The sequence below is a fragment of the Halopseudomonas xinjiangensis genome (assembly GCF_900104945.1).
GTDB classification, from domain to species: Bacteria; Pseudomonadota; Gammaproteobacteria; order Pseudomonadales; family Pseudomonadaceae; genus Halopseudomonas; species Halopseudomonas xinjiangensis.
Genome location: NZ_LT629736.1, coordinates 2,412,714 through 2,426,946, shown reverse-complemented (window position 1 = coordinate 2,426,946; position 14,233 = coordinate 2,412,714). Strand labels below are relative to the sequence as shown.

The window sequence follows — 14,233 nt, the reverse complement described above, 5'->3', positions numbered from 1 at the left end:
ATCGCTCCTCATGCCTCCTCGTCAAACAGCACGCCTGGAGTGGCTTGCAGGTCCTTGTCCAATCCAAGCTTGCCAAGCAGCTGGCGGGCATCGTACGGGGCTCGCACTTTTACGTCGTTGTCGAAATAACAGAACACGTCTCGCTCCTTGCGTGGGGTATCTTCTCGCGGACCGATCAGTCGGGCGTCAGCGACCTGACGTCCGCGGGTCCAGGTCTGAATGCGCTTTTTCCAGCGTTCCAGGGCTTCATTGCTGTAGCCACTGGTGTACAGCTCCTTGTCCCCATGCAGGCGGATGTAGAGGAAATCAGCGGTGAGGTCTTCGGCATAGGGCCACTTGCCCGCCGTGTCGGCCACCACAAGTGCTACGTTGTGCTTGCGCAGCAGCGCCACGAAGTCTTCGGTGACGAAGGTTTCGCTGCGTACCTCAACGGCATGGCGCAGCCTCTGGCCCTTGTCGGCATCGAGATAGCCGGGCTTCTTCAGGCGGTCCGCGCAATCCCGCGCAAGTTTCACCGCCTGGTCGGTATCACGCGGAAGCCGTCCGAGGAAGTCATCGAACAGAGCTCGGTCATAGCGAAAATTGGCCGGAAACTGCCAGAGGATCGGTCCCAGCTTCTCGCGCATCCCGAGAAAGCCCGAGGCAAAGAAATTCGCCAGCGGCTCATGGATATCCCTGAGCCGACGGGTGTGCGTGATGAAGCGCGGGCCCTTGATGCTGAAGACGAAGCCTTCGGGCGTGTCGGCCGCCCAGCGCACGTAACGCTCCGGCGTCTGCAGCGAGTAGAACGAGCCATTGATCTCGATGCTGTTCACTGCCCGCGAGGCGAACTCCAGCTCGCGCCGCTGCACCAGGCCGTCGGGATAAAAGTCGCCGCGCCATGGTGTGTAGCGCCAGCCGGAAATACCGATTCGCACATCGGGCATGGCCGGCTCAGCTCTTCGGCCGCGTCATGGCTGGCGGATCGCTGGCCGGGAAGGATTCGTCGATGGCCTCGTCGAGCTCGGTGTTGGCCTTCCGCGAAGCCTCGGATTCCTTGTCCTGCACGCCGGCCCCTGGCTTGAGTTCGACCTTGATCCAGCCGCTGTCGCGACGGTCGAAGGCTTCGAACGCCTGAATGACGTCACTCATCGGCTTGACCTGGGTAAGCACCTTGGTCGGATCTATCCGGCCACTGACGACCAGCTCGATCAGCTTCGGAATGTATTTGCGATGGTGGCAGTTACCCATGTTGATGGTCAGGTTCTTGTTCATCGCCGCACCGATCGGAAAGGTCTTGGACTCCCCGGAGTAGACGCCGATGATCGACAGCGTGCCGGCCTTCGCCAGAGCCTCCACCGCCCACTCCAGCGCCTGTGCCGGCGCATCGCCTGGCTGCCAGGGCTGGCCGGCTGATTGCTTCTGATCATGACCGTGGCCATGCGGGCATTCTGCATCGACGCCTACCGCATCGATCGCGCGATCCACACCGATCTCGCCGGTCAACCGCTTGATCGCATCGACCGGATTCTCATCGTCGAAATTGATGGTTTCCGCGCCCTGACGGCGAGCCATGTCCAGTCGATCAGGGAAACGGTCGATGGCGAAGATGCGTGAGGCACCCATCAGTTTGGCGCTGGCGATCGCGAACTGGCCTACCGGGCCGCAACCGAACACGGCTACGCTGTCGCCGGGTGTGATCTCAGCTGATTCGGCGCCGAAGTAACCGGTGGGGAAAATGTCGGAGAGCAGGATGGCCTGATCGTCGCTGATCTCATCAGGCAGCTTTACCAGACCGATGTTGGCGTGCGGGATACGTGCTTTTTCCGCCTGCAAGCCATCGAACGGACCGGTGAAGGTAGGGCCGCCGTAAAACGCAGTGCCCGCCGTCTTGCCGTTTGGATTGGCAGTGTCGCATTGAGCGTAGTAGCCGGCGCGGCAGTAGGAGCAGTTGCCGCAGGCGATCGTCGAAGGGACGACCACGCGATCACCGACCTGCAGGTTACGTACATCCGAGCCGAGCTCTTCCACAATGCCGACACCTTCATGACCCAGGATGGTCCCGGCTTTCATACCTCCGACGGTCCCCCTCACGAAGTGCAGGTCCGTGCCGCAAATGGCGCTTGCTGTCACGCGGATGATCGCGTCGGTGGGGGATCGCAGGGTGGGCTCCGGGACGTCGTCCAGGCGGATATCCCCTACATCATGGAATACGACTGCCTTCATACACTGTGTCCTCGTATCGCGCTTCGAATGGAAGTTGCCGAGTGCTGTAGAAATGGACTTTTGCGAAGAGAGGCGGTTCAACTTTTGTGAACCGCCGCGTTCAGCAGAAAAGGACACTCGAGATCGATATCCGGACATGGAAGGGACGTATTCGCGGGGCGACCATATTGCAAATCCTGCGGCCGTCTCGGAGGTCGTCGCTTTCAAATGGCACCCAGCGATAACAGGGCATCGACAAAGAGGCCGGTGTTCCCGCATCGTCGTGCGCTAGAGGAAAACCACCTCGAAGGCCTGCTGGAGCCGTTCCAGCGTCGCAGGATTCAATGGCGGAGCCCGGCCGTTGACCGGGTCGGGCGTCAGCTGGCTGGCAAACGCCTGGATGGCGTGACGCTTGCGCGCCTGGGTCCAGCGATCCAGATGTATCTTATGAGCGCGGGCCCAGGGAATCCGTGGATCCTCCGGGCTCGCCCAGTTCCAGGCCCAGATGGGCACTTCATACACCGCAGCGCCGATTTCCCGGCCAACCGCCAGTGCCGCGTCAGCCACCGCCTCGTGATCCGCATGACCATCATCACGCCAGGGTGTGAATATCACATCGGTCGGGCGCAGGTAGGTGCGCAGGAAGCGCTTGAGGTCGACCAACTGATCGCCGACCCTGTTATCAGGGAAACCGCCATGAATCCATTGCAGACCGTTCATGTACAGCCCAAGGCGACGCAAGGCCTCGGCGCTTTCCTGGGGACGTATGATTCCGAGCCGTTCGCTGGTCCAGTGGGTCGAATCAGGATGGCTGGCGCTGCCGTTGGTGACGGAGATGAGCATCAAGCTGCGTTTACGCCGGGCGAGCAGCTGCAGAATGCCGCCGCTGCCGAGTATTTCATCATCCGGGTGTGGAGCCAGAACTACTGCACGGGCATGCGGGGGGACCAGCTCGTCACAGCTCACCGCAGGCAGCGATGCCAGGCGGCTCGAGCTTTTCCAGGCGTGCAAAGGTGCCCCGCTGCGGCCGAAATCTTCGAACTTCATTCGCTCCCAACTCCATAGGATCTCACCGTCGCCCGACTGCGCTCCTGGCCGACTACGTGACGGGGGAGCCGTATGGCTCCCCCGACGGGCTTTCCCAGGCTCCACGCACGCGGTGCGTAAGCGAACGCTAGTGCGGGTCCTGATGTTCTAGTTCAAATAGCAACAGAGATCGGCTGGTCACCGAAAACTCATCCCCGAAGTCATAGCGCTCTACGGGGCGGGATTCAGGTCGATTGGTATCCACAAGACAGATCCAGCTCGAGCCTTGGGCAACTTCCGGAAGGATAAAGTTCACTACGTCATCATGCGAATTGATGATAAGCAGCAAAGTCGCATCCGCGCCGCTGCGACGAATGCCGGTGGGTTGCGCGCGACCATCGAGAATCATGCCAAGGCAGCGGGCGTTGTTGTCGTGCCACTGCGACTCGGTCATCTCCTCACCGTCGGGTGCCAGCCAGGTGACATCCTTGACGCCGAGCTCTTCATTGTAGTGGCCGATGAGAAAGCGACCGCGGCGCAGGATCGGATAGGCGCGTCGTAAGGTGATCAACCGGCGGGTGAATTCCAGCAGGCTGCGGGCCTCCTCGTCCAGTTCCCAGCCAATCCAGGCGATTTCGTTATCCTGGCAATACACGTTGTTGTTACCGTGCTGGGTGCGGCCGAACTCGTCGCCCGCCAGAATCATCGGTGTGCCCTGCGAGAAGAACAGCGTCGCCAGCATGTTACGCATCTGGCGCATGCGCAGCTCGCGGATGTCCGGATCGTCGGTCGGACCTTCCGCGCCGTGGTTCCAGGAAATGTTGTGATCGCTGCCGTCGTTATTGTCTTCGCCGTTGGCCTCGTTGTGCTTCTCGTTGTATGAGACCGTGTCGCGCAAGGTGAAGCCGTCGTGCGCAGTAACGAAGTTGACCGAAGCGAATGGCCGGCGTCCCCGCTGATTGAAGTGATCGCCGGAGGCTGTCAGGCGACTGGCGAGCTCCGGCAATTGCCCCTCGTCGCCACGCCAGAAACCACGAACGTTGTCGCGGAAGCGGTCGTTCCACTCAGCCCAGCCGGGCGGGAAGCCGCCGACCTGGTAGCCGCCGGGGCCACAGTCCCAGGGTTCTGCGATCAGTTTTACCTGGCTCAGCACCGGATCCTGCCGGCATGCGACGAGGAAGCCGTGGCGCTCGTCGAACCCGTCCGCATAACGGCCGAGGATGGTCGCCAGGTCGAAGCGAAAGCCGTCGACACCCATCTCCGACGCCCAGTAACGCAAGGAGTCGGTGACCATCTGCAGGACACAGGGATGACCCATATCCAGCGTGTTGCCGGTGCCGGAGTCGTTGATGTAGTAGCGTTTGTTGTCCGGTAGCAGGCGGTAGTAGCTGCTGTTGTCGATGCCGCGCATGGAGAGCGTAGGGCCAAGCTCATTGCCTTCAGCGGTATGGTTGTAGACTACGTCCAGCAGCACTTCCAGCCCGGCGTGGTGCAGATGCGCAACCATTTCCTTGAATTCGTTGATGTTGCCGCTGGACAGATACGCCGGGTGCGGCGCGAAAAAGGCGATGCTGTTGTAACCCCAATAATTGGAAAGGCCTTTTTCCTGCAGGTGCGGCTCGTTGACGAAGGCGTGAATCGGCAGCAGTTCGACACTGGAGACGCCGAGCGAGCGGATGTGCTGCAGCAGCGAGCCGTTCTTCAACCCGGCGAAGGTGCCGCGCAGGCGATCCGGCACCGCAGGATGCAACATGCTGATGCCCTTGATGTGGGTCTCATAGACGATGGTCTTGTCCCACGGAATACGCTGCCAGTTTCGCTCGCCCCAGGTGAACGCCGGGTCGACAACCTTCGCCTTGGGGACGAAGGGCGCGCTGTCGCGCTCGTCAAAACTGAGATCGGCGTCCGGATGCCCGATGGTGTAACCGAACAGTGCTTCGTCGAAGATCAGTTCGCCTACCAGTTGCTTGGCGTACGGATCGATCAGCAGCTTGTTCGGGTTGAAACGATGACCGGCCTCCGGCTCGTACGGCCCGTACACGCGATAGCCATACACCATGCCGGGATGTGCGTCGGGCAGGTACCCATGCCAGATCTCGTCCGTGTACTCAGGCAGCTCTATGCGTTCGATTTCTTCCTCGCCCTTGCTGTCGAACAGACACAGCTCGACCTTGGTAGCGTGGGCGGAAAAGATGGCGAAGTTGACCCCCAGACCATCCCAGGTCGCGCCGAGGGGAAAGGGATTACCTTCTGAAACACGCGAGCGCTGAGTCACCTCAGGCGCAGCGGAACGGGTTTGCTGCCTGCTCATTGATCAAAACCTCTTTCGTCCCGGCGGCGCCGGGAACAGCTTCAAACTTTCGGAGTCTTGCTCGTGCTTCGCGGAGCGCGGGGTTTTTTCAGTACCGCTGGCTTCTCGCTTTCCGGCTTGGCCTTTTCAGCGTCCGGTGCAGCCTTGGGTTTGCTGACGCGCTTGGCCTTCGGTGCCGGCTTGGCCGGGGTCTCGCTTGTTTCGGACTCGGCGAGCTTGCGTGCCATCTCCCAGTGGCGAGCTTCCTGGCCTTCGGGCTTTCCTTCCGATTCCCAGATCTGATAGGCGAGCTGTTGCACGCGGTCGTCGGTGGTCATACGCTTGACTCCTTGCAATGAGGGGTGGAACACAGCAGGTTGACCGGAAAGTCCGCCAGTACGTCACTGACGGCGATACAGCCGTCAACCGGGCTGATCGAAGAAGAAGACAGCGCGCAGCTCAACTGGTTCTCGTGCATCGGCGAAGGCAGCCTGACCCGCGTGTCGCCCCAGCGTTCCGCTGGAACGAGAGGAGTCGGGCTGTCGCCAAGCAGGGCGCTAACCGTGCGCGGCACTACGATCACAAGATAGTCGCCTTCGTAGCGACGCGCGAATGCAACGACCCGGTCTGCATGTTCGCCTTCTGTTTCCAGCGCAACATAGGCGCCGTGGCGGAACAGCTGTGGTTGCGCCGCCCGGATGCCGAGAACGCGTCGGATCAGCCATTGCTTGATGCGACCGTCGCGCCACGCTTGCAACAGTTCGGCGGGCTCCGGGGTCTGCTGCAGCGCTTCGACGCGCGCGGTGAAATCGACCGGTCTGCGGTTGTCCGGGTCGACCAGATTGAAGTCCCAGAACTCGCAGCCCTGGTACAAGTCCGGCACGCCCGGCACGGTCAGACGCAACATGGTCTGGACCAATCCGTTAAGCGCGCCGGTCGGCGCGATGGTGTCAACCGCCTGGGCGATGTCACGGCGCAGTTCGGCGGCATCGTCGCCGGTCATCAGCGTACTCAGAAAGCTTCGGCAAGCCTGCTCATAAGCCTCGTTCGGCGAGCTCCAGCTACTGACCAGCTTGGCCTCCCGCAAGGCCTTCTCCTGCCAGCCAAGCAGTCGATCGAGGTAGCCCTGCATGGCTTCCCCGTCGTTCGCATCCAGCGTTGGCGACCAGCTACCGAGCAAGGCCTGGTAGAGAATGGCTTCATCGCCCGGCGTCGGCGCAGGGTTGCCGTCCAGTTCGCCGCGCAGCGGGGCGGCCAGCCCTTGCCAGGTTTGCACCTTCTCCGACAGCCAGGATGCGCGTTCGCTGAGTACCGCCAGCCGCGCCCGGGTGTCTTCGCCACGCTTGTTGTCATGCGTGGCGGTGGTCAGCATCGAATCCGGGAACGTCTGCGCGCGGTTCAGACATTCTTCATGAAAGGTTGCAGCGTCGGCGCCCAGGTGCTGAGGATCGAAGCCGACGTCGTATCGCGACAGCAACACCCCGGCCCGATAGCAGGCCGTGTCTTCCACCGCCTTGGCCGCGGCGGGGGAAGTCAGTTGCTGGAAGCGCACCAGCACCTTGTTGCGCAGGTGGCGCTCATGCCCGGGCGGCAAACGGCAAAGCGGCTCGCCGCCGAGCCATTGATCAAGCTGTTCGAGTACCGGCCACTCGGCTTCGGGCAGGTAGGCGCGTGCGCCTTCCTTGGCCTGGTCGAAGAAGACCTGATCTTCGGCCGAACGACCGACCGCGCCGGCATAGGTGCGATATACCGGGAAATGCGCCACCAGTTCGGTGAGCACCCGGCGGATGGCGCCAAGGGTCAGGTCGCGGGTGTCGATGTGGAAGCGCGCGATCTGCAGCAGGCCCTGGGCAACGCTTTCCAGATCCCCGGCGAGAGAGCTGGCAAGTACCAGTTTGCGCGCCTCATAAACCTCCTCGAGGAAGTCCGCAGGGCGCCCACTGAGCGAGTTCCATAATGTGCCCAGCTGAGTGCCGCCCTCGGTGTCATGTTGCAGCAGAGAGACCTGGTTCATGAATTCATAGCCGGTCGTGCCGTCGACGCCCCAACCGGTCGGTAACGCTTCGCCTTCGCCGATGATTTTCTCGACATAGATCGGAAAGTGCGCGCTGCCCTGTTCGCCACGCAGGCTATCGACGCGGCGGCGCAACCGGCGGCAGTAAGCGCGGGGGTTGGCCAGACCGTCGACGTGATCGATCCGCAGCCCGTCGATGCTGCCGTTCTCGACCAGCTCGAATACCTTGGAATGGGTTGCTTCGAATACATCGGGCAGTTCGACCCGCAGGCCGCCCAACTCGTTGATATCGAAGAAGCGGCGCCAGTTGATGTCGTCGGCAGCGGTACGCCAGCTCGCCAGGCGGTAGTACTGACGCTCCAGCAATACGTGTAGCGGCTTGCGGCCCCCCTCGTTGGTCGGATCGAAGCGGGCAAGCGCATGCTCGATGGCACCGTGCAGCGATTCTCGCGATACCGCCTCGGCCAGTTCACGGCGCAGTTCCTGTGCAATTCTCCAGGCACCGGCGGACTCGTCCAGCAACTGGAACTTGTCTGCCATGGCCGCCAGCGTCTCGTTGTCGCTGGCGCGCAACACCTGCTGGTAGGTCGGTGGATACAGCGGGAAACGGTGGTCGTAATGCGCGGCGTAGAACTGACCCTGCTCGGCGTCGAAGTGCAGACGCAACTCGCCGCTGGAAAGGACTTCGCCATAATCGGTGCGCAGGAAGGGCACCAGCAGTTGGTCGTGCATGAACGGATCGAGCGATTGCCACTGGATGTCGAAAAAGTGCGCGAAGGGGCTCATCGGGCCCCACTCCAGCACATCAAGCCACCAGGGGTTGCCGCTACCGCCCACGGCCATGTGGTTGGAGACGATGTCCAGGATCAGGCCCATGTCGTGCTTGCGCAGTTCCTCGATCAACCGCTGCAGCGCGGGTTCGCCGCCAAGTTCCGGATTGATCCGGGTGGGGTCGATGACGTCGTAACCATGCATCGAGCCGGGGCGAGCGGTCAGCAAGGGCGAGGCGTAGATGTGACTGATGCCCAGCCTGGCGAAATAGCTGACCAGTGGTACCGCGTCGTCGAGCGTGAAGTCTTTGTGAAACTGCAGTCGGATGGTTGCCCGTAAATCGGTCATGTTGCCTTTTTCCGCGTCGCTTGACGTGCCTTGCCCAGTCGCTTGAGACGGGCCGTGATTGCCCCGTCCTTGAGCATGTCGCCGACCTCGTCCGGCCAGCGACGACGCCAGTTAGGGTGCTCGTCGCCGGGGCCCGGAAGGTTTGGCTGATCCATGCTACCCATGACATCCTCCAGCGGCAGAAGTGCCAGTGGGGCGGGGGTGCTGCCTAGCAGTTCGACGCAGGCGTCGAGTCTGGCGTCGTCGTCATCGGCCGCGCCGGCGAGGAAGCCTTCTTCCCTAAGCAGCTGTTCCAGCGCAGTTTTTTCCTTTTCGCGCACGGTCCGATCCTCCTCCGATTGCTCCGCCGGGCGGTGGCCGGCATCGATACGCGCATCGATGTCGCGGCAGTTGAACCAGCCCTTTATGCTCGGTAGATCGTGAGTGGTGGTGGTCGCCAGCGCATCGGCAGGCCAGCGCGCCGGGGGAATGAAGCGTCCATCATCCTGCTCGAACAGCAGGACGCGCATGCCGAGCAGGTTGCGTCGTGCCAGATCCTCTCGCAGCCCTTCGGGAACGGTACCCAGGTCTTCGCCGATGATCAGCGCCTTGTTGCGCCAGGCCTCGAGGGAGATCAGCCGCAGCAGATCTTCGAAGGGAAACTCGAGATAGGCGCCGGCGTCCGACGGGGCGCCTTCAGGGATCACCCAAAGCCGCTTGAGCCCCATGACGTGATCGATGCGGATACCACCGGCATGAGCCATGTTGGCTCGCAGCATTTCGATGAATGCGCGAAAGCCGTTTTCTTTCAACCCTTGCGGTGAAAAGGCCGAAATGCCCCAACTTTGACCATTGCTGTTGAGAATGTCCGGGGGCGCACCGACGGTCACCTGCGGCAGGAATTCGTTCTGACGTGTCCAGGTCTGGCTGCCTGCGCCGTGGGCACCGACGGCCAGGTCCGCGATCAAACCGATCTTCATGCCAGCCTTCAGCGCGCTGCGCTGTGTCTGCTCCAGGCTGCGCGTCATCAACCATTGAGCAAAACAATGGAAATCAACGTCCTGCTGATGCTCGCGGGCAAAGCGCTGTACGGCGGTACCGTGCGGGTCGCGCAGTTCTGCCGGCCACTGTCGCCAGTCGCCTGCTTCGCCCTTTTCCAGCATATATGCGTGCAAGGCTTCGAAGCGGCAGTGCTGTTCCAGGGCTTCGCCGCCCTGGTCAATGAAAGCCTGCAAGTCGCGCATGGCCTCGCCCGGGCTGGCCTGGAAGTTGCCGTGAAGTTGGCGCAACAGGCGTAAGCGCACGGCTGAAGCGGCCGGCCAGTCGATCAGGTCGAGCTGCTCCAGCCGACGCATTTCTTCCTGCAAGCCGCATTGTTCCACGGCCCGGTCCACGGCCTCTTGCCCGAGGACGAGTTCGGGGGAGGAATGCAGGATATTGAAAAACATCCGGCTCGACGGCGAGTACGGGCTGTAGTTGTGCAGGTCGGCGCTGAACATCGCATGCAGCGGGCTGATGGCGATCGCGTCGGCCCCGTGCGGGGCAATCTCGTCGCACAGGCTGGCCAGCGCGTTGGTGTCGCCCAACCCGCCGTCCCCTGGTCGACGCAGAGAATAGACTTGCGCTGTGATGCCCCAGATCCGGGCTCCTTCGCGTCCGGTCAGATCGTCCACGCTGGGGCAGGCAGGCGGTGCGATCGCCAGCGTGGTTTCCTGCCCGGCGATCTTCAGGTGGTGGTAACCGCAGCTGTCGATACCCGGCAGACAGCTGTTTTCATCCAGATCGCCGTCCAGTGCCTCGCCATGCTCCAGTGTCAGCTGGTACGACTGGCCGGCCTTGAAGCGCCCGGCGAAACACAGTGGCTCGCCCTGGTCATGTGCAAGCAGCGGGTAGAGCGTGGGGTTGTGCCGTTGCTGCTCGATTTTGTTGAGGCTCTGCCGGATCTGCTGTTCGTCGCCGGCCGGGTAGCCGAGGGCTTCCAGCAGGGCGCGTTGATTGTCCGGCGCCACGCTCTGCGGTTTGCCGAAGGCATCCGTCCAGTCGATGGCCAACCCGGCCGCCCGGGTCAGTTGTTCGAGAAGGGCATCGCTCATCGGGCCGCCTCCAGCAACGCCACTACGCTGTGCGGGGAAAGCATGCCGGAGTCGGGATCGACACGATTCAGGTAGAGGGGCTCGGCGTCGTGCGGCACCGGCTCGGACGCCACGAAGGCTTCGCTCAGATTGATATCGATGCGCAGCACGCGACCATCGGCTAGCTGCCAGCGGGCAGAAACCGCGTTATCGGCAAGGACCTGGACGCCCTCGGAGCGAACCTGGCCCAGGCGCGGGATGATGTGTTTGTGGCGCAGCTGCAGCAGGTCTCGATACAGCACGCGCCAGGGCTCGAATTCCGGTTGGCCGACCGACCCTGCAAAATCGGGCCGCGACGCGGTGAAGGTCTTTACCGCGTTCGGGTCGGGAACCTTGGTGCCGCCCTCGTTGCCGGCGAACAGAGCGAATTCGGAAAATTCTCGCTGACGACCTTCGCGTACGGCCTGGGCGAGCTCTTCGTTATGGTCGGTGAAGTACAGGAAGGGTTGCTGCGAGCCCCATTCTTCGCCCATGAACAGCAGCGGTACCATAGGCGAGAGCAGCATCAATGCCGTTGCGGCGCGGAGCGAATCGGGGTCGGCGAGGGTAATCAGTCGCTCGCCAAAGGCGCGGTTGCCGATCTGGTCATGGTTCTGCAGGAACAGGACGAAGGACGACGGCGGCAGATGAGCGCTAGGCTCGCCACGTGCGTGGCCGCGGCGGTTGGTATCGCCCTGGTATATGAAACCTTCGCCAAGACAGCGCGCCATTTTCAATGTCGGCTCGCTGGCAAAGTCGGCGTAATAACCTTCCTGCTCGCCGGTGAGCAGATGATGCAGGACATTGTGTCCGTCGTCGTTCCACTGGGCATCGAAGCCGCGTTCGAGCAGCCCTGCGCTGTTGTCTTCATTTTCCAGCACCAGGTGCACGTGCCGGTCCGGTCCGGCGGCTTCGCGCACGCGCTGGGCCAGTTCGACCAGAAAGTCCTTCTCGCTGATCGCATGGACGGCATCCAGCCGCAGACCATCAATGCGGTAGTCCATCACCCACATCAGGGCGTTTTCGCAGAAATAGTCGCGCACTTCCGAGCGGCGAAAATCGATGGACGGGCCCCAGGGGGTCTGGATGTCGTCACGGAAGAAGGGTTCGGCGTAAGCATGCAGATAATTGCCGTCCGGCCCGAAGTGGTTGTAGACCACATCCACGTAAACCATCAGCCCGTGCGCGTGGGCTTTGTCGACCAGGCGCTTGAGGTCGTCTGGCGAGCCGTAGGAGCACTCCGGAGCGAACGGCAGTACACCGTCATACCCCCAGTTGCGAGCGCCGGGGAATTCTCCCAGCGGCATCAGCTCGATCGCGGTGATCCCGAGCTCTTTCAGATATGGCAGATAGGATTCGACGCCGGCGAAGCCGCCGAGCAGACCCGCGTGGAGTTCGTAAATGATGGTTTCGTGCCAGGGCCGACCATTCCAGCCCTCGGTTGTCCATTCAAATGCGGAGTGGTCGACTACCCGACTGAAGTCGTGCACGTCGCCGATCTGCGCGCGGGACGCCGGGTCCGGCACGCGAAGTTCGCCATCGATCAGATAACGGTAGCCGGTGCCGGCCGGGCAGGGCACCTCGGCGCTGAACCAGCCGTCGGTGCCGGGTTGAAGTAAGCTGATGTTGCCAGTGTCCAGTTCGACGGATACTTCGCGGGCATCCGGTGCCCAGAGCGCGAAGCGGGTAGTACTAGGGTCAATCAGATGGGCTCCGTGCCTGGGCAGCTTTTGTGGCATTCATCGTCTCCCGACTTCGCGAGCCAGCGTAGCCGGCACCTTGTCATTGAGTAGTCGTTGGTAAAGTTCGTCGTAGGGCTTGACCGACTCCTGCCAGTACAGGGGCGATCCCATAGCCTTGCGACGCATGGCGTTGAGCAATTCCGGATGACGGTGCACGTTTACCGCCCGCATCACGGCCTCCAGATAGCTGGCTTCGGTCGGTTCGCTGAACAAAAAGCCGGTCACGCCATCTTCGATGGTGTCAGCCAGCCCGCCGGTGCGGCGCGCGATGGGCAGCGAGCCGAAGCGCTGGGCATACATCTGGCTGAGCCCGCATGGCTCGAAGCGCGAGGGCATGAGCAAAAAGTCGCTGCCGGCGAACATGCGTCGGGCATCGGTCTCGTTAAAACCGACGTTGACCCCGATACGACCGGGATGGCGCAGCGCCAGTTGACGCATGGCTTCCTCGAGCTTCGGCTCGCCGCGACCTATTACCGCCATGCGTCCACCGGCCTCGACCAGCTCGTCAGCGATGGCGATGGTCAGGTCGATGCCCTTCTGATGCACCAGCCGCGAAACCACGGCGAACAGGGGGCCGTCATCCTGTTCCAGGCCGAAGGTCTCTTCCACGTAGCGGGCATGTTCGCGCTTTCCGTCCCACTCGCCCTCGCGGAAACCGCATAGCAGGTGCGGGTCGTTGGCAGGGTCCCAGGTGTGGTCGATCCCGTTGGGGATACCGGTCAGCTGATTCTCTTCGGCGCGCTTGCGCAGCAGGCCATCGAGCCCGCAGCCGTGCTCCTCTTCGGTGATCTCGCGTGCGTAGGTACGACTAACCGCGGTGATGTGGTTGGCGCAGGTCAGGCCCGCCTTGAGAAAGGAGATCTGACCGTAATATTCGAAGCCCTCGGGCGTGAATTGCTCGGCCGGCAAACCCAACTCCGGCATGCAAGCGGCATCGAAGAGTCCCTGATAGCAGAGATTGTGAACGGTCATCACCGATGGCGTACGCAGCTTGCGCCAGGCCATGAAAGCAGGCGCCAGCGACGAGGGCCAGTCGTTGGCATGAACCAGTTCGGGTGACCAGCTGATCGAGGCATTGCCAGCGGCTATTTCGGCCGCTGTCAGTCCGAGGCGGGCGAAGCGAATGTGATTATCCGGCCAGTCGTTACCCTGGCTGTCGCTGTAGGGGGTGCCGTCTCGCTCATACAGTTCAGGGCAGATGACGATGTAGACGATCACTCCGTCATCCAGATCCATCCGGCCGATCCGGCAGGGGGGCAGGGCGGCGTGGCCGTCGACCTTGCCGACAATGCGAATCGGGATGCCGCTATCCATGACCTCGCGGTAACCGGGAATCAAAAGTCGGATGTCGTGGTGCGCATCCAACGCGCGCGGGAGTGCCGAGGAGACATCACCCAGGCCGCCGACCTTTACCAGGTCAGTAAACTCCGGCGTGACGAACAACACCTTCTTTTTCTGCGTTTGCAGACTTTCCACATGCAATCGCGGTCGAGAAGAAATATTTTCAAGCTCGTCGGGCTGCGCTGTCGCCACCAAATTTCCCATACCATTCTCCGCCAAAGTCTCACCCCGCCAACAGCAATCTACTTCAATCGAGGGCACCCCAAGGACTCGAGTCAGGTCGGTGCCGTCGCACTCAATCTGATCCGTCATTCAGCAGGCGTCTAGGACAAGGAAAGCCGGTGCTGCGAATTTCTTATTCGCTTACTTTCCCTGACGGCCCGCTGCGCGGAAAGTTCCGGCTTTCCGCCCCGTCGGAGGCTGTCTT

The 14,233-nt window shown here is 62.1% G+C and carries 9 protein-coding genes; all 9 read right to left on the bottom strand.

Going from position 1 to position 14,233, the window contains the following annotated elements:
* Positions 1-8 precede the first annotated feature (8 nt).
* Positions 9-926 carry a DUF72 domain-containing protein gene (locus BLT85_RS11170; protein WP_093394645.1) on the bottom strand — a complete coding sequence of 306 codons (918 nt, stop codon included), beginning with the start codon at positions 924-926 and terminating at the stop codon, positions 9-11.
* A gap of 7 nt (positions 927-933) precedes the next feature.
* A complete protein-coding gene (locus BLT85_RS11165) occupies positions 934-2,205 on the bottom strand; it encodes a zinc-dependent alcohol dehydrogenase (protein WP_093394643.1) in 1,272 nt (423 codons plus the stop codon).
* Positions 2,206-2,472: 267 nt separating this feature from the next.
* Positions 2,473-3,231 (bottom strand): PIG-L deacetylase family protein, encoded by a 759-nt coding sequence (locus tag BLT85_RS11160; protein WP_093394640.1) that lies wholly within the window; start codon positions 3,229-3,231, stop codon positions 2,473-2,475.
* A gap of 127 nt (positions 3,232-3,358) precedes the next feature.
* Positions 3,359-5,521, bottom strand: coding sequence for a glycogen debranching protein GlgX (gene glgX / locus BLT85_RS11155; RefSeq protein ID WP_093394638.1), 2,163 nt, complete (start codon positions 5,519-5,521; stop codon positions 3,359-3,361).
* 41 nt (positions 5,522-5,562) lie between these two features.
* Positions 5,563-5,838 carry a DUF2934 domain-containing protein gene (locus BLT85_RS11150; protein ID WP_093394636.1) on the bottom strand — a complete coding sequence of 92 codons (276 nt, stop codon included), beginning with the start codon at positions 5,836-5,838 and terminating at the stop codon, positions 5,563-5,565.
* The gene (locus BLT85_RS11145; protein ID WP_093394634.1) at positions 5,835-8,633 is read right to left on the bottom strand and encodes a malto-oligosyltrehalose synthase; all 2,799 of its coding nucleotides are present in this window, start codon (positions 8,631-8,633) and stop codon (positions 5,835-5,837) included. Before BLT85_RS11145 ends, BLT85_RS11150 begins: the two co-directional genes overlap by 4 nt.
* Positions 8,630-10,705 carry a 4-alpha-glucanotransferase gene (gene malQ, locus BLT85_RS11140; RefSeq protein ID WP_093394632.1) on the bottom strand — a complete coding sequence of 692 codons (2,076 nt, stop codon included), beginning with the start codon at positions 10,703-10,705 and terminating at the stop codon, positions 8,630-8,632. The genes BLT85_RS11145 and malQ overlap by 4 nt, the downstream gene beginning before the upstream one ends.
* Positions 10,702-12,462, bottom strand: a complete 1,761-nt coding sequence (treZ, locus tag BLT85_RS11135; protein WP_093394630.1) for a malto-oligosyltrehalose trehalohydrolase — start codon at positions 12,460-12,462, stop codon at positions 10,702-10,704. The genes malQ and treZ overlap by 4 nt, the downstream gene beginning before the upstream one ends.
* Positions 12,463-14,010: a glycogen synthase GlgA gene (gene glgA / locus BLT85_RS11130; RefSeq protein WP_093394628.1), complete on the bottom strand. Its 1,548-nt coding sequence runs from the start codon at positions 14,008-14,010 to the stop codon at positions 12,463-12,465.
* Positions 14,011-14,233: the final 223 nt, after the last annotated feature.

Excerpts from the sequence above, each read along its gene's own strand:
- BLT85_RS11165 (WP_093394643.1), bottom strand. The coding sequence starts at position 2,205 with ATGAAGGCAGTCGTATTCCATGATGTAGGGGATATCCGCCTGGACGAC.
- BLT85_RS11150 (WP_093394636.1), bottom strand. The coding sequence starts at position 5,838 with ATGACCACCGACGACCGCGTGCAACAGCTCGCCTATCAGATCTGGGAA.
- BLT85_RS11160 (WP_093394640.1), bottom strand. The coding sequence starts at position 3,231 with ATGAAGTTCGAAGATTTCGGCCGCAGCGGGGCACCTTTGCACGCCTGG.
- glgA (WP_093394628.1), bottom strand. The coding sequence starts at position 14,010 with ATGGGAAATTTGGTGGCGACAGCGCAGCCCGACGAGCTTGAAAATATT.
- glgX (WP_093394638.1), bottom strand. The coding sequence starts at position 5,521 with ATGAGCAGGCAGCAAACCCGTTCCGCTGCGCCTGAGGTGACTCAGCGC.
- treZ (WP_093394630.1), bottom strand. The coding sequence starts at position 12,462 with ATGCCACAAAAGCTGCCCAGGCACGGAGCCCATCTGATTGACCCTAGT.
- BLT85_RS11170 (WP_093394645.1), bottom strand. The coding sequence starts at position 926 with ATGCCCGATGTGCGAATCGGTATTTCCGGCTGGCGCTACACACCATGG.
- BLT85_RS11145 (WP_093394634.1), bottom strand. The coding sequence starts at position 8,633 with ATGACCGATTTACGGGCAACCATCCGACTGCAGTTTCACAAAGACTTC.
- malQ (WP_093394632.1), bottom strand. The coding sequence starts at position 10,705 with ATGAGCGATGCCCTTCTCGAACAACTGACCCGGGCGGCCGGGTTGGCC.